This is a genomic window from Nocardiopsis sp. MT53, assembly GCF_019598965.1.
GTDB classification, from domain to species: domain Bacteria; phylum Actinomycetota; class Actinomycetes; order Streptosporangiales; family Streptosporangiaceae; genus Nocardiopsis; species Nocardiopsis changdeensis.
This window is the reverse complement of the sequence record NZ_CP080599.1, coordinates 1,274,299-1,298,177: the sequence shown is the minus strand read 5'-3', so window position 1 is coordinate 1,298,177 and position 23,879 is coordinate 1,274,299. Positions and strand designations below refer to the sequence as shown.

General features: G+C 73.0%; 20 protein-coding genes. 12 read left to right on the top strand and 8 right to left on the bottom strand.

The window, feature by feature from the left end; translation table 11 throughout:
* The first annotated feature begins 87 nt into the window (after nucleotides 1–87).
* The 3 genes from K1J57_RS05400 (at nucleotide 88) to truA (ending at nucleotide 2,642) form a co-directional block, all read left to right on the top strand.
* The gene (locus K1J57_RS05400; protein ID WP_220563380.1) at nucleotides 88–1,110 is read left to right on the top strand and encodes a DNA-directed RNA polymerase subunit alpha; all 1,023 of its coding nucleotides are present in this window, start codon (nucleotides 88–90) and stop codon (nucleotides 1,108–1,110) included.
* Between the two features lie 65 nt (nucleotides 1,111–1,175).
* Entirely contained in the window at nucleotides 1,176–1,685 is a 510-nt protein-coding gene (gene rplQ, locus K1J57_RS05395; RefSeq protein ID WP_220563379.1) for a 50S ribosomal protein L17, read from the top strand.
* Nucleotides 1,686–1,805: 120 nt separating this feature from the next.
* Complete coding sequence (gene truA, locus K1J57_RS05390; RefSeq protein ID WP_220565355.1) at nucleotides 1,806–2,642, top strand: tRNA pseudouridine(38-40) synthase TruA; 837 nt, start codon at nucleotides 1,806–1,808, stop codon at nucleotides 2,640–2,642.
* Between the two features lie 94 nt (nucleotides 2,643–2,736).
* Here the strand turns inward: truA and K1J57_RS05385 are convergent, their stop codons facing one another.
* A complete protein-coding gene (locus tag K1J57_RS05385; protein WP_370634599.1) occupies nucleotides 2,737–3,702 on the bottom strand; it encodes a hypothetical protein in 966 nt (321 codons plus the stop codon).
* Nucleotides 3,703–5,095: 1,393 nt separating this feature from the next.
* Between K1J57_RS05385 and rplM the strand changes: the two genes are divergently transcribed.
* The 4 genes from rplM (at nucleotide 5,096) to K1J57_RS05365 (ending at nucleotide 8,611) form a co-directional block, all read left to right on the top strand.
* A complete protein-coding gene (gene rplM, locus K1J57_RS05380; protein WP_220563378.1) occupies nucleotides 5,096–5,545 on the top strand; it encodes a 50S ribosomal protein L13 in 450 nt (149 codons plus the stop codon).
* Nucleotides 5,546–5,582: 37 nt separating this feature from the next.
* Nucleotides 5,583–6,092 (top strand): 30S ribosomal protein S9, encoded by a 510-nt coding sequence (gene rpsI, locus K1J57_RS05375; protein WP_220563377.1) that lies wholly within the window; start codon nucleotides 5,583–5,585, stop codon nucleotides 6,090–6,092.
* A gap of 157 nt (nucleotides 6,093–6,249) precedes the next feature.
* Nucleotides 6,250–7,587: a phosphoglucosamine mutase gene (gene glmM / locus K1J57_RS05370; RefSeq protein WP_220563376.1), complete on the top strand. Its 1,338-nt coding sequence runs from the start codon at nucleotides 6,250–6,252 to the stop codon at nucleotides 7,585–7,587.
* Between the two features lie 13 nt (nucleotides 7,588–7,600).
* Nucleotides 7,601–8,611 (top strand): ROK family glucokinase, encoded by a 1,011-nt coding sequence (locus tag K1J57_RS05365; protein ID WP_220563375.1) that lies wholly within the window; start codon nucleotides 7,601–7,603, stop codon nucleotides 8,609–8,611.
* Between the two features lie 26 nt (nucleotides 8,612–8,637).
* Here the strand turns inward: K1J57_RS05365 and K1J57_RS05360 are convergent, their stop codons facing one another.
* Nucleotides 8,638–9,222: a Uma2 family endonuclease gene (locus K1J57_RS05360; RefSeq protein WP_220563374.1), complete on the bottom strand. Its 585-nt coding sequence runs from the start codon at nucleotides 9,220–9,222 to the stop codon at nucleotides 8,638–8,640.
* A 169-nt stretch (nucleotides 9,223–9,391) separates the two neighbouring features.
* On the opposite strand from K1J57_RS05360, the gene K1J57_RS05355 reads away from it, so the two are divergent.
* Together K1J57_RS05355 and K1J57_RS05350 are read left to right on the top strand one after the other, a co-directional pair.
* Nucleotides 9,392–10,414, top strand: coding sequence for a hypothetical protein (locus K1J57_RS05355; protein WP_220563373.1), 1,023 nt, complete (start codon nucleotides 9,392–9,394; stop codon nucleotides 10,412–10,414).
* Nucleotides 10,404–11,507, top strand: coding sequence for a DUF6716 putative glycosyltransferase (locus K1J57_RS05350; protein WP_220563372.1), 1,104 nt, complete (start codon nucleotides 10,404–10,406; stop codon nucleotides 11,505–11,507). The genes K1J57_RS05355 and K1J57_RS05350 overlap by 11 nt, the downstream gene beginning before the upstream one ends.
* A gap of 70 nt (nucleotides 11,508–11,577) precedes the next feature.
* Here K1J57_RS05350 and K1J57_RS05345 read toward each other — a convergent pair whose 3' ends face one another.
* The 4 genes from K1J57_RS05345 to K1J57_RS05330 all read right to left on the bottom strand — a co-directional run bounded on the left by K1J57_RS05345 (nucleotide 11,578) and on the right by K1J57_RS05330 (nucleotide 16,123).
* Nucleotides 11,578–12,930 carry an alpha-2,8-polysialyltransferase family protein gene (locus tag K1J57_RS05345; RefSeq protein WP_220563371.1) on the bottom strand — a complete coding sequence of 451 codons (1,353 nt, stop codon included), beginning with the start codon at nucleotides 12,928–12,930 and terminating at the stop codon, nucleotides 11,578–11,580.
* A 41-nt stretch (nucleotides 12,931–12,971) separates the two neighbouring features.
* Nucleotides 12,972–13,928, bottom strand: coding sequence for a glycosyltransferase family 2 protein (locus K1J57_RS05340; protein ID WP_220563370.1), 957 nt, complete (start codon nucleotides 13,926–13,928; stop codon nucleotides 12,972–12,974).
* A 75-nt stretch (nucleotides 13,929–14,003) separates the two neighbouring features.
* Nucleotides 14,004–14,921, bottom strand: a complete 918-nt coding sequence (locus tag K1J57_RS05335) for an N-acetylneuraminate synthase family protein (protein ID WP_220563369.1) — start codon at nucleotides 14,919–14,921, stop codon at nucleotides 14,004–14,006.
* Nucleotides 14,918–16,123, bottom strand: coding sequence for an acylneuraminate cytidylyltransferase (locus tag K1J57_RS05330; RefSeq protein WP_220563368.1), 1,206 nt, complete (start codon nucleotides 16,121–16,123; stop codon nucleotides 14,918–14,920). Before K1J57_RS05330 ends, K1J57_RS05335 begins: the two co-directional genes overlap by 4 nt.
* Nucleotides 16,124–16,630: 507 nt before the next feature.
* Here K1J57_RS05330 and K1J57_RS05325 point away from each other — a divergent pair.
* Nucleotides 16,631–17,404, top strand: a complete 774-nt coding sequence (locus K1J57_RS05325) for an SDR family NAD(P)-dependent oxidoreductase (protein WP_220563367.1) — start codon at nucleotides 16,631–16,633, stop codon at nucleotides 17,402–17,404.
* 9 nt (nucleotides 17,405–17,413) lie between these two features.
* Entirely contained in the window at nucleotides 17,414–18,178 is a 765-nt protein-coding gene (locus tag K1J57_RS05320) for a crotonase/enoyl-CoA hydratase family protein (RefSeq protein ID WP_220563366.1), read from the top strand.
* A 57-nt stretch (nucleotides 18,179–18,235) separates the two neighbouring features.
* On the opposite strand, the gene K1J57_RS05315 is transcribed toward K1J57_RS05320, so the two are convergent.
* Entirely contained in the window at nucleotides 18,236–19,690 is a 1,455-nt protein-coding gene (locus tag K1J57_RS05315; RefSeq protein ID WP_220563365.1) for a DUF418 domain-containing protein, read from the bottom strand.
* 240 nt (nucleotides 19,691–19,930) lie between these two features.
* Between K1J57_RS05315 and K1J57_RS05310 the strand changes: the two genes are divergently transcribed.
* Nucleotides 19,931–21,127 carry a DUF6716 putative glycosyltransferase gene (locus tag K1J57_RS05310; protein WP_220563364.1) on the top strand — a complete coding sequence of 399 codons (1,197 nt, stop codon included), beginning with the start codon at nucleotides 19,931–19,933 and terminating at the stop codon, nucleotides 21,125–21,127.
* A gap of 58 nt (nucleotides 21,128–21,185) precedes the next feature.
* Here the strand turns inward: K1J57_RS05310 and K1J57_RS05305 are convergent, their stop codons facing one another.
* Nucleotides 21,186–23,309 (bottom strand): acyltransferase family protein, encoded by a 2,124-nt coding sequence (locus K1J57_RS05305; protein WP_255646852.1) that lies wholly within the window; start codon nucleotides 23,307–23,309, stop codon nucleotides 21,186–21,188.
* Nucleotides 23,310–23,879: the final 570 nt, after the last annotated feature.

The window sequence follows — 23,879 nt, the reverse complement described above, 5'->3', positions numbered from 1 at the left end:
GAATCCGAGTGGAAATGCGGGCACCTCGCCGGTGCCCGTCGGTGGCCGTCAAATAGCGGGCGGCCATGTGGAAGGGAAACACGGACCATGCTGATCGCACAGCGTCCCACGCTGACCGAGGAGCCGCTCTCGGACCTGCGCTCGAAGTTCGTCATCGAGCCGCTGGAGCCGGGCTTCGGCTACACCATCGGAAACTCTCTGCGCAGGACCCTCCTGTCCTCCATCCCGGGTGCGGCCGTCACCAGCATCCGGATCGAGGGCGTCGAGCACGAGTTCACCACCGTGCCCGGTGTCAAGGAGGACGTCACGGAGATGATCCTCAACCTCAAGGGCCTGGTCGTCAGCTCCGAGCACGACGAGCCGGTGCTGATGTACCTGCGCAAGCAGGGCCCGGGTGTGGTGACCGCCGCGGACATCGCTCCGCCGGCCGGTGTCGAGGTGCACAACCCCGACCTGCACATCGCCACGCTCAACGGCAAGGGCAAGCTGGAGATGGAGCTGACGGTCGAGCGCGGCCGCGGCTACGTTTCGGCGACGCAGAACAAGCAGGCCGGACAGGAGATCGGTCGGATCCCGATCGACTCCATCTACTCGCCGGTCCTGCGTGTGACCTACAAGGTCGAGGCCACCCGAGTCGAGCAGCGCACCGACTTCGACCGCCTGATCGTCGACATCGAGACCAAGCCCGCGATCCGTCCCCGTGACGCCGTGGCGAGCGCCGGTAAGACGCTGGTGGAGCTGTTCGGTCTGGCCCGCGAGCTCAACGTCGACGCCGAGGGCATCGACATGGGCCCGTCGCCGACGGACGCCGCCCTGGCGGCCGACCTGGCGCTGCCGATCGAGGACCTCAACCTCACGGTCCGGTCCTACAACTGCCTCAAGCGTGAGGGCATCCACAGCGTCGGTGAGCTGGTTGCCCGCTCCGAGCAGGACCTGTTGGACATCCGCAACTTCGGTGCCAAGTCCATCGACGAGGTGAAGCAGAAGCTCGTCGACATGGGCCTGTCGCTGAAGGACTCCCCGCCCGGATTCGACCCCGGCACCGCGGCCGACTCCTTCGGCTCCGATGACGACGAGGGCGAGTCCTTCGTCGAGACGGAGCAGTACTGACCTTCGTCGCCCCATGGTCCCCGGCCGAGTGCGGCCGTGGACCGCATCACTAGGAGAACGACACCATGCCCACGCCTACCAAGGGCGCCCGTCTGGGTTCCGGGCCCGCTCACGAGCGGCACATCCTGGCGAACCTCGCCACCTCGCTGTTCCAGCACGGCCGCATCCGCACCACGGAGGCCAAGGCCAAGCGCCTGCGCCCCTACGCCGAGAAGCTCATCACCCTCGGCAAGCGCGGTGACCTGCACGCCCGCCGCCAGGTGCTGACCAAGATCACGGACAAGTCCGTGGTGCACGAGCTCTTCACCGAGATCGGCCCGCGCTACGAGAACCGTCCCGGTGGTTACACCCGTATCACCAAGATCGGTCCGCGCAAGGGTGACAACGCCCCGATGGCGGTCATCGAGCTGGTCGAGGCGCTGGCCGCCAAGCCGGCCGCCGCCGCTGCCCCGGCCGAGCCGGTCGAGGAGACCAAGGCCGAGGAGGCCCAGGTCGAGGAGACCAAGGCCGAGGAGAGCGCGGAGGCCACCGAGGCCGCCGAGGCCCCGGCCGAGGAGAACTCCGAGAGCAAGTAGGTCGGGTGTGAGGCACACGGGCGCATCCCGGGTGCACACCGACCGGACGAGTGCCCGATCCCGCAGGGGTCGGGCACTCGTGTTTTCCGAGGTGTCGATGGGACCGATGTGACGGACGAGATGAACGAGGTGCCGGAGCCGACGATCCGGATCCGGTTCGACGTGGCCTACGACGGCACGGACTTCTCCGGGTGGGCGGTACAGCCGAACCGGCGCACCGTCCAGGGCGAGCTGGAGTCCGCCCTGGCCCGGGTGCTGCGCCTGCCCCAGGTGTCGCTGACCTGCGCCGGGCGCACCGACGCCGGGGTGCACGCCCGCGGCCAGGTGGCCCAGGCCGACGTGCCCGCGGGGACGTGGGAGCGCGAGGGGGAGCGGGTGCTGCGCCGACTGGCCGGCGTGCTGCCGCCCGACGTGCGGGTGTCCGCTGCCCGCCCGGCCCCGCCCGGGTTCGACGCGCGCTTCTCCCCGCTGTTCCGCCGCTACCTGTACCGGGTGAGCGACGCGCCCTACGGGGTGGACCCGCTGCTGCGCCGGGACGTGCTGTGGCACAAGAACCCGCTGGACGCGGACCGCATGAACGCGGCGGCCGAGCGGCTGCGCGGGGAGCACGACTTCGCGGCGTTCTGCAAGAAGCGGGAGGGCGCCACGACCATCCGCGAGCTGCTGCGCCTGGAGTGGGAGCGGGTGGGCCCGCACCTGCTCCACGGCACGATCCAGGCGGACGCGTTCTGCCACAACATGGTCCGCGCCCTGGTGGGCTGCCTGCTGGCGGTGGGCGACGGCCGCCGCCCGGTCGACTGGCCCGCCCGGGTGCTGGGCGCCGCGGTGCGGGACCCGGCCGTGCACGTGGTCGGCCCGCAGGGGCTGAGCCTGGAGGAGGTGCGCTACCCGGCCGACGAGGAGCTGGCCGCCCGCGCCTCCGCCACCCGCCGCGTCCGCGAGCTGCCCTGCCGTTAGGGACCGCCGCCGGCCGGGCGCCCTCAGGGGGCGGCCGGGACGAACACGAAGGGGACGTCCGCCCGGACGTCCCCTTCGGCTTCGGCGGCGCGGGTCAGCCGCGGTCCTCGGACAGCCGGTCGTAGGCCGTCTCCAGGAAGCCCTCGCTGACCGGGGCCAGGTCCTCGGCGCCCTCTTCGCCCCCGTCGCTGTTGGTGGCCAGGGAGAAGAGCAGGTAGCGGCCCCACTGGCCGCCGCTGCCGTGGCCGCCCGCGTGCCCCAGGCGCTCGGCGGGGGAGCCCTCCTCGCCGGCCAGCCCGGCGAACCACTGGGCGTCGTTCAGGTTCTGGGCGTCCAGGGCGGTGGTGGCGCTCTCGGCGTCGGCCATCGCGGCGACGCCGACGGTGACGGCCTGTCCCTCGTCCTCGCTCAGGTAGGAGGCGCGGACCAGCTGGCGGCAGCCGTTGTCGGCGAGCACGGTGCCGTAGTCGCCGTGGGCGCCGGCGGCGCAGTCCTCGGTCTCGTCCACGGCCACCCGGGAGAACGAGCCCTGGCCCTCGATCTCCAGGGTCTCGGGGAAGAGGGTCTCGGCGGCCAGCGCCCCCGGGTCGTCGTCCTCGCTGGAGACGGTGGTGGCGTTGCCGGAGGAGCCGCCCAGGCCGCCGCTGGCGAAGTAGAAGGTCCCGCCGCCGACGAGCACGAGGGCGACGGCGAACCCGCCGATCATCAGGGCCTTGCGGCGCTTGGCGGCCCCGTCGTCGTAGGGGCCGTAGTCGTCGTACCCGCCCTCGTAGTCGTCGTAGTCGTCGACGGCCCGGACGTCGAATTGGGCGGTGTCCGCACCGGCGTCCTCGGGGACCTCGTCGCGGAAGAGCGGCCGGTTGTCGCCGCGGCCCGCCGGGACGGCGGAGATCTGCTGGGTGGCGCCCATGGCGTCGGGCGGGAACACCGGCTCGGGCGCGGGCGGGCCGGGGGGCACCGCGCCGGGGGGCGGGCCCATCGGCGCGCCGGGCGCCGGCGCCATCGGGGGCCGGCCGCCGGTCGGGGCGGCGTACGGGGCGGGCGGCGGCTGGCCGGGCACGGGCCCCTGCGGCGCGTGGGGACCGGGGGCCTGGGGGGCCTGCGGGCCGGTGCCCGGCGGGCGCGGGGCCATGGACGGCTGGCCGCCGGTCGGCGCGGCGTACGGGGCCTGGGGGAGCTGTGCCTGCGGGTGCTGTGCCTGCGGGTGGGGGGCGTGCGGCGCCGGGGGGCGGGCGCCCGGCCCCATCGGCGCGCCCGGCGGGTTCTGGAGCGCGGGCAGAGGCCCGCCCTGGGTGTGGGTGGGGGGCAGGGCTCCGCCCTGCGTCTGGTTGGGCGGCGGTCCGCCCTGGGCCGGTCCGCCGTGGTTCGGCGGGGGCGGCAGGGGCGCGCCCGGGACCGGTCCGCCCTGGGTCTGGTTGGGAGGCAGCGGTCCGCCGGGGACCGGCCCGCCCTGGGTGTGGGTGGGGGGCAGGGCCCCGCCCTGCGTCTGGTTGGGCGGCAGCGGCGCGCCGGGAGGGTTCTGGGCCGGGGGGAGGGGCGCGCCCTGGTACTGTCCGGTCGGCGGGGTGCCCGCGGGCCGGGTGTACGGGTTCTGCGGCGCCTGCGGGCCCGAGGGGGCGCCGGGGGCCCCGGAGGGGCCCTGCGTCGGCGCCTGCGGCGTCTGCGGCCCGGAGGGGGGCCGGTGTCCCGGGTAGGCCGGGTGCGGCCCGCTCGGGGCGAATGGGGCGCTCGGCGCCTGCGGCCCGGAGGGGGCGCCGTGCCCGGGGATGGGCTGTCCCCCCTGAGGGGGCTGAGGCGGCTGCGCCTGCGGCGCCCGGGGAGCGGAGGGGTACTGGGGGTTCGCGGGGGCGGATCCGAGCAGGTCTTGGCCGTCACCGGGCTCCGGCCCGTCGGGACCGTACTGCGGCGGGTTCGGATGGGTACTGATGGGAGTCTCCGGAGGCGTTGGGGATGGGACTTGACCAAAGCCCGTGCCCGCGGTTTTTCCGCTGGCGCGCCGGGGTGACGGGCATCTCGTCGGCGCCCGTCGTTCCGGGCGGAGACCGGCCTTTCGGTGCAAGGGTAACCAACACCCGGGCGCGGAAAGGACGAAGCACTCCACGCAACGGGCATAATGAAAGGCGGAGAGGTCACGGATGTGACCCCGTGCCGGCGCTTTCCCCGCCGAGCGTGGTCCTGCCGGTCTGCCCCAACCGCTGGCTTTGACCTGCGCGACGGTGGCCAGTAGGATATTCCGTCGTGCGTTTGAGTTGCCGTGGGCCCCGGGACATCCACTGATCCCGGTGCCGATCCACGCACCATCGTCTGCGCACTCACCACCGGATCGTCCTGACGATGTGGCACGGGACGTCCGGTCCAAACGCCCCGCGCCCGCGGGTGTGTTTCGTAATACGAGTCCACCATCCCGAACCAGGGGGATGGGGCAGCCGACTGAAGAGCGAAGGCAAACGATCGTGCGCACCTACAGCCCCAAACCAAACGATGTTCAGCGTCAGTGGCACGTCATCGACGCCACCGATCTCGTGCTCGGGCGTATGGCGAGCCAGGTTGCCACGCTCCTCCGGGGCAAGCACAAGGCGTACTACGCGCCCCACATCGACACCGGCGACTTCGTGATCGTCGTGAACGCCGACAAGGTCGCCCTGACCGGCAAGAAGCTGGAGCAGAAGCGGGCCTACCGGCACTCCGGCTACCCCGGCGGTCTGCGTTCCGTCGGCTACGCCGAGCTGCTGGAGAAGAACCCCGAGCGGGCCGTCGAGAAGGCCGTCAAGGGCATGCTGCCCAAGGGCTCCCTCGGCCGCCAGATGGCCAAGAAGCTGAAGGTGTACTCCGGTCCGGAGCACCCGCACCAGGCCCAGCAGCCGGTCCCGTTCGAAATCACCAAGATCGAGCAGCCCGCCTAGGCGTTCGCGAGACTTCACAGAGAACACGAGGAGAACCGTGGTCGAGCCCACCGGTATCGAAGACATCGAGCAGGAGTACGCCGAGAACCCGGAGGAGTTCCCCTCCGAGTACACGAGCGAGTCCGAGGAGACGGTCGCCGCCTACGTGCCGACCGCGTCCGGCCCCAGCGCCGGCACCGGCCGCCGCAAGACGGCCATCGCCCGCGTGCGCATCACGCCCGGCGCGGGTGAGTGGAAGATCAACGGCAAGCCGCTCGAGGTCTACTTCCCGGACAAGGTCCACCAGCAGACCATCAAGGAGCCCTTCGTCTCGCTCGGGTTCGAGGGCGCCTACGACGTCTTCGCCCGGATGAGCGGCGGTGGCCCCAGCGGCCAGGCCGGCGCCCTGCGCCACGGCATCGCCCGTGCGCTGGCGTCCCTGGACCCGGAGAACAACCGCCCGACCCTCAAGAAGGCCGGCTTCCTGACCCGCGACGCCCGTGAGGTGGAGCGCAAGAAGGCCGGTCTCAAGAAGGCCCGCAAGGCGCCGCAGTTCTCCAAGCGCTAAGGCTCATGCGCCGGCTCGCGCTCGGCTGAGCTCCGACCCGTACGCCGTCCCCGACACTCGGGGGCGTCGTACGGGTCTTTCCTTTTCGCGTGGCTTGTCGGTCACACTGATCTTCTCGGCGCCGGACGCGGCGCCACTTCTGAAGGGGGCTGTCGCCTTGGGACGGCTGTTCGGTACGGATGGTGTACGCGGGGTCGCCGGGCGGGACCTGACCGCCACGCTCGCTCTGGAGTTGTCCATCGCGGCGGCGCGGGTGCTCGCGCCGAGGGTCGAGGGGCGGCGCCCCAAAGCCGTCGTGGGCCGCGACCCGCGCGCCTCCGGCGAGTTCCTGGAGGCCGCGGTGGTGGCCGGGCTGGCCAGCACGGGTGTGGACGTGGTCCGGGTGGGGGTGCTGCCCACGCCGGCGGTGGCCTTCCTCACCGGTGACCTCGACGCCGACTTCGGCGTGATGCTCTCGGCGAGCCACAACCCGGCGCCGGACAACGGCATCAAGTTCTTCGCCCGGGGCGGCCACAAGCTGGAGGACGCGCTGGAGGACGAGATCGAGGGCCTGCTGGACGTGCCCTCGACCCCGGCGGTGGGCACGGCCGTGGGCCGGGTCACCGACGCCGCCGACGGCGCCGAGCGCTACATCGGGCACGTGCTGGCCTCGGTCCCGCACTCCCTGGCCGGGCTCAAGGTCGTGGTGGACTGCGCCCACGGCGCGTCCTCGCTGGTGGCCCCCGAGGCGCTGCGCCGGGCGGGCGCCGAGGTCATCGCCATCGGCGACGCGCCCGACGGCCACAACATCAACGAGGGGTGCGGCTCGACCCACCTGGAGGCGCTCCAGGAGGCGGTGCGGCTGCACGGCGCCGACGCGGGCATCGCCAACGACGGCGACGCCGACCGCTGCCTGGCCGTGGACGCCGGGGGCACCGTGGTCGACGGCGACCACATCCTCGCGATCCTGGCCTCTGAGGCCAAGGAGGCGGGCCGCCTGGCCGGGGACACCCTCGTGGTGACGGTCATGTCCAACCTCGGCCTGAAGCTGGCCATGGAGCGCGAGGGCATCGCCGTGGCGGAGACCGCGGTGGGCGACCGCTACGTGCTGGAGGAGATGAAGCGCGGCGGGTTCTCCCTGGGCGGGGAGCAGTCCGGGCACGTCATCCTGCTGGACCACGCCACCACCGGCGACGGGGTGCTCACCGGCCTGCACCTGCTGGCCGCCATGGCGCACCGCGGGCAGGGGCTGGCGGAGCTGGCCAAGGTGATGACCCGCCTGCCGCAGGTGCTCATCAATGTCCCCGACGTGGACAAGTCCCGCGCCGCCGACTCCGAGGAGCTGTGGGCCGCGGTGCGCGAGGCCGAGAAGGAGCTGGGCGGGACCGGCCGGGTCCTGATCCGGCCCAGCGGCACCGAGCCCAAGGTCCGCGTCATGGTGGAGGCCCCGGAGCAGGAGCAGGCGACCGCGGTCGCCGAGCGCCTCGCCGGGGTGGTGCGTTCGGCGCTGGGCTGACCGGGGGGACCGGATGAACCGGGTGCGGTACGGGCACGCCCTGACGGTCGGGGTGGACATCGGCGGGACGAAGGTCGCCGCGGGTGTGGTCACCCCGAGCGGTCGGGTGCTGGCGCGTGTGCGGACCGAGACGCCCGAGCGCAGCAAGAGCCCGGCGGTCGTGGAGGACACGATCGTGTCGGTGGTCGAGGAGCTGCGCTCGGGCCACCCGGTGCGCGCCGTGGGCGTGGGGGCGGCCGGGTTCGTGGACCAGCACCGCGCGAACGTGCTGTTCGCCCCCCACCTGTCCTGGCGCGAGGAGCCGCTGCGGGAGTCGCTGTCCTCGCGCCTGGGCCTGCCCGTGGTGGTGGAGAACGACGCCAACGCCGCGGCCTGGGCGGAGGTGAGCGCGGGCGCCGCCCAGGGGGTCGATGACGTGGTCGTGGTCAACCTGGGCACCGGCATCGGCGGGGCGATCGTCCTGAACGGGCGCCTGTACCGCGGCCGGTACGGCCTGGCCGGGGAGTTCGGCCACATGACGGTGGTCCCGGGCGGGCACCGCTGCGAGTGCGGCAACCGGGGCTGCTGGGAGCAGTACGCCAGCGGCAACGCGCTCACCCGGGAGGCGCGCGAGCTGGTGGCCGCCGAGTCCCCGGTGGCTCGCGCGCTGCACCAGGCCGTGGGGGGCGACGTGCGGCGGATCACCGGGCCGCTGGTGAGCGAGCTGGCCCGCAAGGGCGACCGCGCCTGCACCGAGCTGATGCGCGACGCCGGCCAGTGGCTCGGGGCGGGGCTGGCGAACCTCGCGGCGGCCTTCGACCCGGAGCTGTTCGTGATCGGCGGGGGTGTCTCGGAGGCGGGCGACCTGCTGCTGGGGCCCGCCCGTGAGGCGTTCGAGCGCGGGCTCACCGGCCGGGGCTACCGCCCCGAGGCCCGTGTGGTGGCCGCGGCCCTGGGCAACGAGGCGGGCCTGGTCGGCGCCGCGGCCCTGGCCCGCGACGCCCTGCCCGCCCGGCGCCGCCGCCCCGCCCACCGCCCCCGCTGACCTCGGCGGGACACATCGCCGGGTCGTCAGTCGACGAGCCCCTGGACATCGATCGTCATCGGGAAGGGCCGGGTGATCTCCAGGGTCCCCCGGGCGATGGTGATGGGCACGTAGCTCTTGGTCGTCTCATCCAGTTCGTAGACGTGGATCGCGGTCGTGCCGTCCTCGTCCTCGACCCGCCAGAAGTGGGGGATGCCCGCATCGGCGTACCGGTACGGCTTGATCATGTGGTCCCGATAACGGGATTCCGGGGAGACGATCTCCACCACGAGGAGCACGTCCTCGGGTCGGACGTGGGTGCGTCGGCGCCGTTCCTTCGCGGGCTCTCCCGAATCCCGGTACACCAGGACATCCGGTTCCGGGCGCTGGTACTTGCCGAGTTTGGTGGTCATCTCCATCGAGACCCGGATGCCCTCGGGGGCCGATTTCTTGAAGATGTTCGCCAGTTCCCACATGGCATCGCCATGGAACATGGTCTGGGGACACATCACGATGAGGGCTCCGTCGATGAGTTCCATCCGGGGGGTGCCCGGAGGGAGGTCGTCCATGGCATCGGCGGTCCACCCGCCGGGCGGTGGCATGAACCAGTCGGGGAGCGGCTCGGCGGTCATCGAATCCTCCGTGGTCGATTCCTGAGCCCACTGTAATCCGGCCTTCGTCACCATGGGGGGAACATAGCGGCTGAACGGGGCCTGCCGGACGTACTTCGGTGAAGTGGTCGTTATGTGCGCTGTGTACGCTGGAAACCCACGTGTCTGATTGATCCGAGAAAGCCACGTCGTGAACCCTCTTCCCACGGACGTACCCTGGGCCTTCGAAGGGCACGGGTCGGCGTGGGTGGAATCCCCGCTCCAGTTCCTGTCCGCCGTGGAGGCGTACGCGGCGCACGGACTGTCCACCCAGGGCTGCATCCTGCTGCGCCAGGACGCCGCCGGCCTGCCCGGCGTCCACGCCGCCCTGCGCGGCCTGTTCCCCGCGACCCCGCCGGCGGCGCTCGCCCGCCGCCCCACCCGCCCCCGCACCGCCGACTTCACCTGGGTCATCGGCGACGCCTTCTCCGGCCAGGTGCAGCGGCTGCTGCCGCGCGCCCCCCGCTGCCGCCTCGTCCTGGTCGACGACGGGCTCGCGGTGTGGCACCTGCTGCGGCTGCTCAGCGCCCCGTCCGTCCAGCCGGTGCTGCGCGCGCGGGTGCGGCGCACCCCGGCCCGCCTGGCCCTGGGGACGGCCGCCGCGCGCGTCCTGCGCCGCGCCGCCCAGGAGGGCCGCCTCACCGTCTTCACCATGCTGCCCCTCCCCGGCGACCTGCGGGAGGCGGCGGCCGCCGCCGGGATCCGGGTGATGCGCCACGACTTCCCGCTGCTACGCTCCCTGCCGGAGTACGACCACCCCGCCGAGCAGCGGGTCGTCCTGGGGACCGCGCTGGTCAACGACGGCCTGCTCCGGCTGCCCGACTACCTGGGCTGGCTGGAGCGGCAGCTCGCGCAGGGGCCGGTGGCCTACCACCCCCACCGGCGGGAGGACCCGCGGGTGCTGGAGCTGCTGGCCGCCGACCCGCGGGCGCGGCTGGTGCGCGCCGGGGGTCCGGTCGAGCTGACGCTGCGCGGGCTGGGGCCGGGGTACGCCGTGCGGTCGCTGCCCTCCACCGCGCTGGTGTCCCTGCGGCTGCTGGTGCGCGGGGCGTCGATCGGCACGGACGCGGTCCCCGGACACTGGTGGACCGAACTCGCCTCGCCCGGACTGCGCGAGGATCTGGCGGTGACCGCCGCCCTGGTCAACGATGAGGAGCACGCGGGTGGAACGTGACGGGGACGGACGGATCAGGGTCATGGCGGTCGCCGACTCCGACTCCTACCTGAAGTGGTCGGCGGCCCTGCTGGGCGCCCTGCCCGGCGAGGGCTGGGACACCGACCTGGCGGTCGTCCGCTCCCCGGTCGCCCCGTCCGCCGACCAGGTGCGGGCCGCCGTCGCCGGGACCCCGATGGAGGGCCGCGAGGTGCCGGTGCGCGGCGCCCTGGAGCTGCGGAACCGGCTGCTGCGCGAACGCCCCGACGTGCTCATGCTCAACTGCACCGGGCCGGTGGTGGACGCCCTCGCCCACGCGCTGGTCGGCGAGTGGCGGCCGGTGCTGGTCTCCGGGCTGCCCGGGATCTCGGTGCCCGCCACCGAGCGCGCCTGGCTCTACCGCTCGACGGTCGACCTGTTCGTGCTGCACAGCCACCGGGAGGTCGCCGAGTTCACCGAGCTGGGCGCCCGCCTGGGCGCCACCGGGGGGATCGGCCTGGCGACCCTGCCGTTCCTGCCCGAGCCCCGGCCCCGGGCCGGCGGCGGGCGCCCGCGGGTGGTGTTCGCCTCCCAGGCCAAGGTGCCCGCGGAGCAGGGGCAGCGCGAGCAGGTGCTGCTGGGGCTGGCCGCGCTCGCCGAGGCGCGCCCCGACCTGGAGGTGGTGGTCAAGCTCCGGGCCCGCGAGGACGAGGCGCAGACCCACAAGGAGAGGTACCACTACGAGGCCCTGTGGCGGTACATGGCCGCCCGCGGGGAGGTCCGCCCCGACGCGGTCGCGTTCCGCACCGGGCCGATGGTGGAGTACCTGGAGGACGCGGCGGGGTTCGTGACGGTCAGCTCGACCGCCGCCCTGGAGGCGTTCGCGCTGGACGTGCCGACGCTGGTGCTCACCGACTTCGGACTGAACGCCGAGCAGATCAACCTGGTCTTCGAGGGCAGCGGGGTGCTGGGCACCCTGGACGACGTGCGCGCCGCCCGGTTCCGCCGGGTGGACCGCGGCTGGCTGCGGGCCAACTACTTCCACCCGGTCCACGAGAACGACTGGGTGCGGCGGCTCACCGCGCTGGTGGCCGCCGCACGCCGGGGGAGCTGCCGCGGAGGGGGTCGCTGCTGACGGGCCCCGAGCAGCAGCGCAGGCGCACGCGCTCCCTGATGCGGCTGTCGCTGCCCCCGACGGCCGTGCGTCAGCTGGGCCGGGCCCGCAGGAGGCTGCGCGCCCTGCGCGCCAACCTGCGCGGGACGCTGGCCTCGCGGGGCTGAGCGGAGGGGCGCACCCCGGGGGCGGTCAGGCCCAGGGCGGAGATCCGCTTGCGCTTGAAGTGGCGCAGCAGGTCGCCGTCGTAGTCGCGCAGGTATTCGGCGGTCTCGTCCCGGAGCTGCGGGTAGGAGGCGGCCTGCATGCAGTAGCCGACCGCGCGGATCAGCGGCACGAGGTCCTTCTCGTACCGATCCTCCGTGATGACGGGCGGGACGGTTTCACCGGAGTCCAGCAGCCGCGGCATGGTGGTGTCGGCGATGGTGACCGGTACGCGGTTGCTGTTCTCGTACGGGGCCAGTCTCTCCAGGAGGATCTCGGTCCCCATGGTGGCGACGGGGACCCCGTAGAACCGGGAGGCGGTGCTCAGCGCGGTGGAGAAGCAGCTCACCACCAGTGCGGGTCGGGAGACCTCGTAGTAGGCCTCGATGGGCAGGGAACCTTCGACGAACTCCAGGCGGGAGCCGGCTGCCTCGGCCGCCGTCACAAGGGCGGCCCGCGCCTCGGCCCCGCTCGCGGGGTGGGCCTTGAACGCGATCCGGCGGTGACCGGCCCGAGCGCAGGCCCGGACCATGCGCACCTCCAGTTCGGTCTCCTCCTCGGGGGTCAGAAAGCCCAGAGCCGACAGGTACTGTCCCAGGACCAGGGCCGGAGGGGTCTCTTCGGAGATCTGCGGACGCAGCCCCGCCTGCTCGGCGACCTCGGCCATGACCGCTCGGAAGGCGGTGCCGTCCCCCGGTCGGGAGGGGACCTCGTACTCGCTGAGCAACAACGGTGCCAACCCCGGTACCAGGTCCAGGTGCAGGACCCGCTCCACCGCGGTGACGGTTTCCAGGGGGAGGGTGTCGCGGGTGGGCCCGTAGCTCATCAGGCCGTCGGCGTAGACGGTGACGGGTGAACCGGGGAAGAGCGGCATGAGCGCCCGCGCGGGTGGCACCTGCACCGACTCCAGCACCAGTTCGACCTCCCCCTCCAGCCCCAGGTGGGAGCGGAACATACGGCGGAGCATGGGCAGGTCGTTGTTGCGGGGCTGCCAGTGCGAGGGGTGGTTGGGCCAGATGAGCTCGTTGTAGGAGACGATCTCGTGGAAGCGGGAGCGAAGGGCCTCGAATCCGGCGGCCTCCGTCAGGGAGGGTACGGCCTCGGGCTCGGTGGCGTTGTCCACCACCAGCAGGATCCGGTGGTGGTCGCCGAATTCGCCGGAATCGATGGAGGCGCACAGGCTCGCCGCGCCGAAGAAGCGGGTGACGGCGAAGAGCTGGGTGAGGTGCGGGGCGGTCATGGTCTCCTGGTTCCGGGACGGCGAGGGGGTGGTGGGAGCATTCACGCCGCTCCCCAGAAGGTGCGCAGTCGCTTGGCGCGCTTGCCGCCCATCTCGCGCAGGGTCCGATCGAGGAGGTCCTCGGGGAGGGCCCGCATCATCGCCGTTCCCCGGACCGACATCTCGCGGCGGAGCTCACGGGTCAGCCGGTCTTCGAGTTCGATGTGGTGCGTCAGGATCGCGCAGAAGCTCCGGGCCGCCTTGGGAAGGAACCCCTCGTCCCCGGGGGTGGTCGACACCTGCTCGATGAGCTGTGCGAACGCGTCCAGGAAGTGCAGTTGGCGCTGGTCGCCCACCTGCGTCAGGGAATCGCTCACGAGACGGCGGTAGAACACGCCGATCTCGGGGACCCTGGCGTAGGACTTCGCCTTGAGGTGCAGCTGCCAGGTCCACAGCCGGTCCTCACAGCTGTGCAGGGCGGGTTCGAAGCGCATCAGGTCGTCGGTGAGGCGTTCGCGGTCGAAGACCCCCGACCAAGCGTACGGGTAGTCCACCATGGTCTTGCAGTTGGCGGGCATGATCCCCGCGCGGGGGTCCAGCGGGCGGTTGATCCGGCCCTCGGGAGCATGGTGGACGAGTCGCTTGGCGCCGTACACCTGGACGTGGTCGGTCTTGACGAAGTCCACATCCAGGTCCCGGATGGCGGCCAGGGCCCGGGAGAGGTATCCCGGTGCGAGCCAGTCATCGCCGTCCAGATAGGTGATGTACCGTCCGGAGGCCATGGCGAGCGCCTGGTTGCGGGCCTCGGAAGGACCGGCGGGTGTCTCGTTGCGGATCATCCGCAGCCCGGGCAGCGTCCTGTGGTGGGATTCGACGATGTCGCCGGTACCGTCGGTGGAACCGTCGTCCACGACGATGTACTCGAAGTCGGGGTGGTGGTTGCGGGCCAGACTCGACAGGGCGGTACCGATGTAGGGCGCCACGTCCTTGGCGGGGATGATCACCGACAGGGCGGTCACGGGTACTCCTCGGCCCGGGGACCCGTGCGGGTCCCCGGGCGCGGTCCATGGGGGATGGGCGGGGCGGGGGAGGGGTCAGACGGTCGTGCGGCGGAGGCGCTTGCGGGGCTCTTCCTCGCCCGGGAAGACCTTCTTGACGCCGTCGCCCAGGGCCTGCTCGACCACGCGGATGTCGCGGACGAGGTTGCGCAGGCCGGTGGGCTCCAGGGAGGCGGCGTGGTCGGAGCCCCACATGGTGCGGTCCAGGGTGATGTGCCGCTCGATGGCGACGGCGCCCAGGGCGGCGGCGGCCACGGAGATCTGGAGCCCGCGCTCGTGGCCGGAGTAGGCCACGGGGACGCGGTAGCGGTCGCGCAGGGTCTCGATGGTGCGCAGGTTCCCTTCCTCCGGGGGCATGGGGTAGGTGGAGGTGGAGTGCATGATGACGAGGTTGCGGGCGCCCAGGATGCTCACGGCGGCGTCGATCTCGTCCAGCGTCGACATGCCGGTGGACAGCAGGACCGGCTTGCCGGTGGCGGCCAGGGCGCGCAGCAGCTCGTGGTCGGTGATGGAGGCGGAGGCCACCTTGTGCACCGGGACGTCGAACTTCTCCAGGAACTCGACGGACGGCACGTCCCACGGGGAGGCGAACCAGTCCAGGCCCAGGACGTCGCAGTACTTGGCGATCTCGGTGTACTCGGCCTCGCCGAACTCGACGCGGTGCTTGTACTCCATGTAGGTCATCTCGCCCCAGGGCGTCTGCCGGATCTTGTCCCGCTGCTCGACGGGGACGCAGATCTCGGGGGTGCGCTTCTGGAACTTGACGGCCTGGCAGCCGGATTCGGCGGCGACGTCGATCAGCCTCTTGGCGATGTCGAGGTCGCCGTTGTGGTTGATGCCGATCTCGCCGATGACGTACACCGGGTGGCCCGGGCCCACCATGTGGCGGCCGATGCGCAGGGCGGGGATCTCGGCCCTGAGGTCGGCGGGGGCGGTGGCGGTGCCGTTGCTCATGTGGCATCCTTCTCGTTCGATTCGTCCGTGGGGGAGTCGTGGCCCGCGCTCCGCGCGCGGAAGTCCAGGACGTGCTCGCACAGCTCGCGCACGGCCCCGGACCCGCCGGGGCGGGTCAGGACGAGGCGTGCGGCGGCCAGCACGTCGGGGTGCGCGTCGGGGACGGCGACGGGCCAGCCGACCAGGGACATGCAGCCCAGGTCGTTGACGTCGTTGCCGAGGTAGGCGACGCGCGAGGGGTCCAGGCCCTCCTCGGACAGCCAGGCGGCGAGGGCGGCCCGCTTGTCGGAGAGGCCGTGCAGGACGGTGACCCCGAGTTTGTCGGCCCGGGCGCGCACGACCGGGTTCACCTCGGTGGACAGGATGTGCACCCGTACGCCCGCCTCGCGCAGGAGGCGCACGCCCATGCCGTCGGAGCGGCTGACGGAGACCGCTTCGGTGCCGTCCTGGGAGACCGTGACGCGGTCGTCGGTGTGGACGCCGTCGAAGTCGGTGACCAGGGCGTCGATGTCGACGGGGGCGGTCTCGGGCGCGGCGACGGGGGCCAGGGCGCGGGCCAGGCGCAGGTCGTCGGGGGTGTCGATCTCGAACGCGTGCAGTTCGGGGACCTCGCACAGGTCGATGCGGCCGAAGAACCGGTGGCCGTGGGAGCGGAACCCGGCGGTGTCGACGACGTAGAACGCGCCGGTCTCGCGGTAGTGGGGTTCGCGGTCCTGCCGGCGGGGCCGGTGGGTGTGGATGTGGTTGACCCCGCGGGCGCCCTCGGGGCGGCGGGCCCACAGGAAGGCGTGGGTGGGCACCGCGGAGAAGACGCTGTCGGCCTCGTCCCCCGTGACGCGGGCGACGGCGGCGTCGAGGTCGGCGGGGTCGATAAAGGGGCTGGTGCACTGCACGAACACGGTCACGTCGGGCAGTTCGCCGGCGGCCTCCAGGGTGTCCAGGGCCTGGAGGAGGACGGCCTCGGAGGAGACGGTGTCGCCGCCCAGGTCGGCGGGGCGCTCCAGGACGCGGGCTCCGGCGGCGCGGGCGGCGGCCGCGATCGCGGGGTGGTCGGTGGAGACGACGGTCTCGGTGACGCCCTCCGCCGCCAGGCAGGAGCGCACGGCGCGTGCGATGAGGGGGACACCGCCGACGGGTTCGATGTTCTTGAGGGGAATTCCCTTGGAACCGCCCCGTGCGGGAATGATGGCGGTGACGCGCAAGGCACAACTCCGGGTGAACGAGGGGGTGGAACGGTGTTCCGAGACTGGTCGGCTTAGATTACGCCATTCTTCGCACCGTGGAAATCGTCTTTATGCGAACGCCCGCCAGGATGTATCGTGAGCGTTCGCCTACGCTCGGCAACGCCTTTCCGGCAAGGCTTCCCGCTGGTCGTACCGGCCGCTGGGCACGGGTTTCCCGGTTTTTCCCAGGGGTGGTCAAAGGTTTTCGGGGGGCTCTTCCTGTGGGTGGGCTTCTTGTAGCACGCCGCAGGAGAGCGTGCGGTTTACGGGGTAGACTGATTCGTTATGTTCCGCGGCGGCCGGGTGGCCTCTCCGGGGTGCGGTGAGGGGTTTTCTTTTCCTGTGATCCGCATCACCGGCGATATTCGTGTCCTTTCGGGTGCGGAGCGTGTCCGGGTGGGGGTGCGCGCCCCCGGCTCCGGGGCGGACCCGGTTGACCGAACCCGGTTCTAGTGCGTGGGTCACATCCTCTGTAGAGTGCGGCCCATGGATCTGAACGGAATCTCCGCCCTCGTCTCGGGCGGCGCCAGTGGCCTCGGTGAGGCCACCGCCAGGGAACTCGCCTCCGCCGGTGCCACCGTCGTCATCGCCGACCTCAACGCCGAACGCGGCGAGGCCATCGCCAAGGAGATCGGGGGCGTCTTCGTCGCGACCGACGTCTCCGACGAAGAGCAGGTCAAGGCGGCCGTCCAGGCCGCCGTCGACACCGGCGCCCCCTTCCGGGTCGCCGTCTCCTGCGCGGGCATCGGCTGGGCCACCCGCACCGTCGACAAGTTCGGCAACCCGCACGACCTGGCCAGCTACCAGAAGGTCATCCAGGTCAACCTCATCGGCACCTTCAACGTGCTGCGGCTGTCCGCGGCCGAGATCGCCAAGACCGAGCCGGTGAACGAGGACGGCGAGCGCGGCTCCATCGTCAACACCGCCTCCCTGGCCGGCATCGAGGGCCAGATCGGCCAGATCGCCTACTCCTCCTCCAAGGGCGGCGTCATCGGCATGACCCTGCCCGCGGCCCGCGACCTCGCGGCCGTCGGCGTCACGGTCAACACGATCGCCCCCGGCATCCTGGAGACGCCGATCTACGGCGAGGGCGAGGCGTCCGAGCAGTTCAAGCAGCGCCTGGCCGCGCCGGTGCCCTTCCCCAAGCGCCTGGGCACCGCCGCCGAGTTCGCCAAGCTGGCCCGCACCCTTCTCGAGGTCAGCTACATCAACGGCGAGGTCGTCCGCATCGACGGCGCCCTCCGCATGCCGCCGAAGTAGGGGGACACCGTGTCCGACGAGGTTCTCTACACGGCCGAGGACGGCGTCGCCGTCATCACCATCAACCGTCCGCAGGCCAAGAACGCGGTGAACGCCGCGGTCGCCCGCGGGATCGCCGAGGCGCTCGACGACCTGGACGCGCGCAAGGACCTGACGGTGGGCATCATCACCGGCGCGGGCGGCACCTTCTGCGCCGGGATGGACCTGAAGGCGTTCATGAAGGGCGAGGTCCCGCTGGTCGAGGGCCGCGGGTTCGGCGGCTTCGCCGAGGCCCCGCCCAAGAAGCCGCTGATCGCCGCGGTCGAGGGCTACGCCCTGGCCGGCGGGTTCGAGGCGGTCCTCGCCTGCGACCTGGTCGTGGCGGCCCGGGACGCGAAGTTCGGCATCCCCGAGGCCAAGCGCGGCCTGGTCGCCGGCGCGGGCGGCCTGCTGCGCCTGCAGCACCGCATCCCCCGCAACCTGGCGATGGAGTTCGCCCTGACCGGCGACTTCGTCGACGCCCCGCGCCTGGCCGAGCTGGGCCTGGTCAACAGGGTCACCGAGCAGGGCGGCGCCCTGGAGGGCGCCAAGGAGCTGGCCGCGCGGGTCGCCGCCAACGGCCCGCTCGCCGTGCGGGTCTCCAAGCAGATCATCACCGAGTCGGACGACTGGTCCACGTCGGAGATGTGGGAGAAGCAGAACGAGCTGGCGGGCCCGGTCTTCGTCAGCCAGGACGCCATGGAGGGCGCGGCGGCCTTCGCCGAGAAGCGCGCCCCGGTGTGGAAGGGCGAGTAGCCCCGCCACCGGTACGGCGATCCGGAGGCCGCCCCTCCCGGGGCGGCCTCCGTCACGTCAGGACGGGGTCCCCGCCGCGCCCTCCCGGGGCGCCGCGGACCGGTCGCGCACGGTCCACCGGGCGACCGCCCGGGAGACGGCGGTGACCGGCCTCTCCATCGGCCCGGCGCCCAGGGTGAGCCGCCACACCGTGGCGATCACCAGGGAGCAGGCCAGGACGGCCTCCACCGTGTAGGTCTCCACCCACCCGGCCCACCCGGGCAGGAGGCCGCCGTACACCGCCCACAGCACGACGCCGTGCGCGGTGTACAGGGTGAGGGTCATCGCGCCCATGGCCGCCACCGGGTAGAGCACGACCCGCATCGGGCGCGTTCCGGCCAGGAGCAGGCACAGGCCGAGCACGGCCATCGCCACCCCGGTGTTGCCCAGCACCTCGAAGGTGGTGTTGCTGTGCGAGCCGGCCTCCAGCGGCATCCGCCACAGCGAGTATTCGTCCTCGCCGGGCAGGAACCGGGCCAGCGGCCCCAGCAGCAGCCAGGACGACCCGTAGCCCAGGACGGCCAGCCCGGCCCCGCCGCCCACCAGCCACCACCGCACCCTCCGCGAGCGCAGCCCGCTGCGGGCGGCCACCATCCCGGCCAGGACGTAGGCGAGGAACACCGTCGCCGGGTACAGGCCGAACACCAGCAGGTCCAGCGGCCCCTCCAGCGCTTCGAGGGAGAACAGGGGCATGTCCTCCGCGAACCCCTCCTCCGCGGCGAGGGGATCCCCGCCGCTCTCCTCCAGGGAGGCCCAGTACTCCTCCTTCTCCGCCACCCACTCGGGGTCGCCCCAGGTGGCCTCCCACTCGGCCTCGTCCTCGGCCGTCCACTCCTCCTCGCCGGCCCAGGCGCCGGACCAGCCGAGCTCGGCCGGCAGGTGCTGGACGGCCAGCGTCGCCTGCGGACCGACCAGGGCGGCCGCGACGGCCAGCGCCGCCAGGTGGCGGGTGCGCAGCCACAGCAGGGGGATCGCCAGCAGGAAGTACACCCCGTAGAAGTGCAGGATCACCGACAGCGAGCCCAGCGTCGCCAGGGCGTACCCGATGGCGACGAGCAGCAGCGCGCGCACCGCGATCCGGACCCGGACCCGGTTGCGCTCCGCGCGCGTCCCGGGCCGGGCGCGTCCGGCCAGAAGCACCAGGGAGACCCCGGCCAGGAACGCGAACAGCGCCGCCGAGCGGCCGCTGACCACGCCGCCCACCGCCTCCACGACCAGCATCCCGGGGCCGGAGTAGTCCTCCTCCCACACGGCGTGGACGTCGGGCGCCCCGGTCAGCAGCAGGGTCAGCGGCACCCCCATGTGCGCGACGAAGACCCCGAACAGCGCGAGGCCCCGCGCCGCGTCCACCCCGAGCAGGCGTTCGCGCGGCCCCCCGCGCCCCGGGCCCGACCCCGACGCTGTCGGACCGGGCGCCGCCGGGCCCGGCGGCCGGTCGTCCGCGGCGGTCCCCACTCCCTCGACTGCGGCCATGCACATCCCCCGTGCGTCGATCGTCCGTTTGCACAGCGGTCAACGCGGGCGGGGCGGGCGGCGGTTCGGCCGGACGGCCCGATTCCTCCAGGGGAGATGATGACCACCCCGACGAACAGTCATTACTGCGAAGGGTATCCAGGCCAATACTTTGGGTGTGTAGTCTGTCGGCGTATCCCGAACCCACCGCGGCCACTTCGGCGTTCCCGGTGCCGCGCGGACCCACCCAGGAGGACCGACGTGACCGACCCCGACCTCGGCGGTATGGACCTGACGGTCGTGGCCGTTGCGGACTCCGAACCGTACGTTCGCCTGTCCGCGGCCATGTTCGACGCCCTGCCCGGCCACGGTCACACCGTCGGCCTCGCCGTCGTGCGGTCACCGATCACCCCCGCGCCCGCGCAGCTGCGCCGGGCCGTCGCCGACAGCGGGCTCGCGGGCCGCCGGGTCCCCGTCCTGACGCTGCCCGAGCTGCGCCGCCTGGTCCGCCGCCGGGTGCCCGACGTCGTCATGCTCAACTGCACCGCCCGGGTGGCCGACGCCCTGGGCGACATCCTGCCGACGGGGCGGCGCCGGCCCGTGGTGGTCACCACCCTGCCCGGGCCCGCCCTGCCCGCCGGGGAGCACGAGTGGCTCCACCGGGCCCGCGCGGACCTGCTGGTCCTGCACAGCCTGCGGGAGGTCGCGGCCTTCTCCGAGCTGGGAGAGAAGCTCGGGGTGGGCACCGGGGTCGCCCTGGCGGGGCTGCCGCTGCCCGCGGCCCGCGAGCGCCGCCGGGGGCGTCCGCACCGGGTCGTGTTCGCCGCCCAGGACCGGGCCCCGGGCACCGCGCGACAGCGCGAGCGCATCCTGGAGGCGCTGGCGGACCTGGCCGAGAGCCGCCCGGACCTGGAGGTCGTGGTGTGCCCGGGCGAGCGGCGGACCGAGGCGCCGGGCGGCGACTACGCCGGGCTGTGGCGCGGCCTGGTCACCGCCGGGCGGGTCCACGACCACACGGTGCTCTTCCGCCCCGGGCCGGTGGCCGACCAGCTGGACCGGGCCCGCGGCCTGGTCACCGTCGGCTCCCCGGCCGCCCTGGAGGCCCTCGCCCTGGACGTCCCGGTGATCATCCTGGGCGACGTCGGCGAGGACCCGGGGGCGACGGTGTTCCAGGACGGGGGCGTCTTCGGGACCCTCGACGACCTGCGCGCCCTGCGCTTCCGGGCGCCCTACCCGGCCTGGGCGCGGGAGAACCACTTCCACCCGCCGCAGCGGGAGGACTGGACCCGCCACCTGGCGGCGCTGGTGCACCGCGCCCGGCTGGGCGACCTCCCGGCCCGACCGGCCCTGCTCGACGCGGGGGTGCACCGCCGCGCCCGCCGCCGGGTGCTGGCCGACCTGGGCGCCGCCCCGTCCCTGCTCCGGCAGGGCCCCCGCGCCCAGTGGTCGGCCCCCTGAACGCGAGGGGCCGCCCGACGCGGGTCCGGCGGCCCCTGTCGCCCGGCGGGCGGACCCGTCAGCCGGCGGCGGCCTCCTCGACGCCGTCGATGAGCGTGGAGGTGCGGTCGGCGAGGGTGGCGTCGGCGACCGGGGCGTCGGGCAGCGCCTCCAGCAGCAGCGGCTCCAGCAGGACCGACAGCGACGACGAGAACGCGAACGAGAAGTGGTTGTCGTCGTAGTAGGCCAGCTGGTTGCCGATCACCCCCGGGCACTCCCGGTCGCCGCACAGGTAGCCGGTCATGTCCACGGTCCGCACGTTGCCCGGCAGGCGCCCCGCCCCGGCGGCGGCCGCCAGCGGTGACGAGTCGGCCAGGGTGTACCCCCGGTCCTGGGCGCAGTGGCCTCCGCGGTCGACGCAGTCGGCCACGTCGAACGAGAAGCGGGGGGTGTCGCGGACGGCGACCACGTCGACGCCGAGCCCCTCCAGCCACTCCCACCGCCGCACGAACCCGTCGGGCACGTGCTCCTGCGACCCGTCGCCCTGCTGGGACAGCGTGCCCAGGGAGAACACCGCGTCCGGGGCCGTCCGCTCGATCTCCTGGGCGACCTGCGCGTTCCAGGCGGTGCACTCCTCGTACACCCGGCCCTCGAGCTCCTGCTCCGCGGCGCTGAACTGGCAGGCGTTCTTGGTCATGATGACCAGCCGCCAGCCGTGGTGCTCGGCGATCGGCCGCAGTGCCTGGAACCAGTGGCGGGCGTGCGAGCTGCCGGCGAGGACCAGGGTGTACTCCGAGTCCACGTCGCCGAACTCGCAGGAGATCAGCTCGGTGGAGGGGATGGTCACGTTGCACTCGCTGGTCTGCGCGATGGTGTCCTGCTTGACCGTGGTGGTGTCCGGGTACACCGGCAGCGGCGGCAGGTTCGCCGCCAGGTCCGGGCTCAGGTGCACGGCGGCGCCGGGGTAGGCGGTCGGGTCCTGGCTGAGCCGGGCTCGCACCTCCCGCTCGTGCTCGATGCCCGCGCCCCAGGCCAGGGAGCCGACCAGGACCGGGACGGCGAACAGCACGCCCGCGGCCAGCGACCACGACGGGGTCCGCCGGTCGCGCAGGACCCGGTCGATGCCGCCCTCCAGGATCCACGAGGTGGCCAGGGCGGCGGCCAGGGACGCGCCCAGCACCATCAGGCCGCCGGTGAACGACGGCCGCACCCGGTCCGTGACCTCCAGGTAGAAGACCAGCACCGGCCAGTGCCACAGGAACAGCGGGAACGAGTGCCGGCCCAGCCACACCAGCGGGCGCAGGCCCAGCAGCCGGCCGGCGGACCACCGCCCGGGCGCCTCCCCGGCGCCCGCGGCCAGGACGAGGGCCGCGGCCAGCACCGGCCACAGCGAGGCGGCCCCGGGATAGGGGAGCGAGTCCCCGATGACCGCGCCGCAGGCGACGAGGGCGGTCAGCCCGACCCAGCCCGCCGCCGGGCGCAGCGCGCGGGGCAGCCGCAGGAAGGGCAGGAACAGGGCCAGCAGGCCGCCCAGCGCGGGCTCCCACAGGCGGGCGCCCGTGTCGAAGTAGGCCCAGGTCGGCTCGGTGGCGGTGATCCACAGCGAGTACCCGAACGACAGGGCGAACACCGCGGCGGCGGTGCCCGCCGCGGCGGCCCGCACCCGGCCGCCCAGCCGCGCGGCCACCAGGGCCGCGAGGGTGAGCAGCAGCGGCCACAGCAGGTAGAACTGCCCCTGCACGCCCAGCGACCAGAAGTGCTGGACGGGGCTGGAGGAGGAGTCCCGCGCCATGTAGTCGACCGAGCCCAGCGCCAGGTGCCAGTTGGCGTGGTACAGCGCCGCGGCCTGCACGTCGGCGATGACGGCGGTCCAGGACGAGCGCGGCATGAACAGGAACGCACCGGCCAGCACCGCCGCGAGCACCACCGCCCCGGCGGGGAAGAGCCGCCGGACGGTGCGGCTCCAGAACGCGCCGACGCCGATGCGGCCGTCGCGCTCCAGCGCCCGCACCATCGACCCCGTGACGAGGAAGCCGGTGAGCAGCAGGAAGACGTCGACGCCGCCGGAGACCGTGCCGAACCAGATGTGGTAGACGGCGATGAGGACCGCGGCGACCGCGCGGAGCCCCTCGATGTCGTCGCGGCGCCGGGACACGGGCGCGCGCAGAGTGTTGAGCACGGGGCTCTGGACAGAAGAGGACAAGGGTGTGCCTTGGGCTCGGTGAAGGTGGGGCAGGGGGCGGCGGCCGTGGTCCGGGCGCGCGGCTGGGCGCCGGAGGGATGACGGCGCCCGGGGAATGCCCTGCCGCTTCAGTATCCGGGGGCTTTGTCCGGATCCGGCCATAAAAGGGTTGACGTTGTCCAGTCGAGATGAAATCTGTGTCGCGGCGTAGCCCTGAGCTGCGGAAACAGTGTCCCAGTTCACATGCCCGGCCCCCGGCGGCCTCGCGGCGACATGCGCCTTTTGTAAACGTATGGGGTTTTTATGGCAACCCGTTTGCCAGAACCGGCGTCCTGATCACAGCCGACCGGCACGACAGGAGGGCACCCATGGCGCCGCACTTCGAGGAGGACGAGTACCAGGAGGGGGAGGAGCACTTCTACGACGACGAGGGCACCTTCGGAGTACTCGCACCACTGGACGCCGAGGACCCCGACGGCGGCTGGTGACCCCAACCAAGAGGAGAGGACCCGGACCCCGGTTCCCCCGCTCCGGGCCCCTCCGTTCCCCGGCCTTTTCAGCGCTCCCGACCGGGGCGCCGGAACCTCCGGC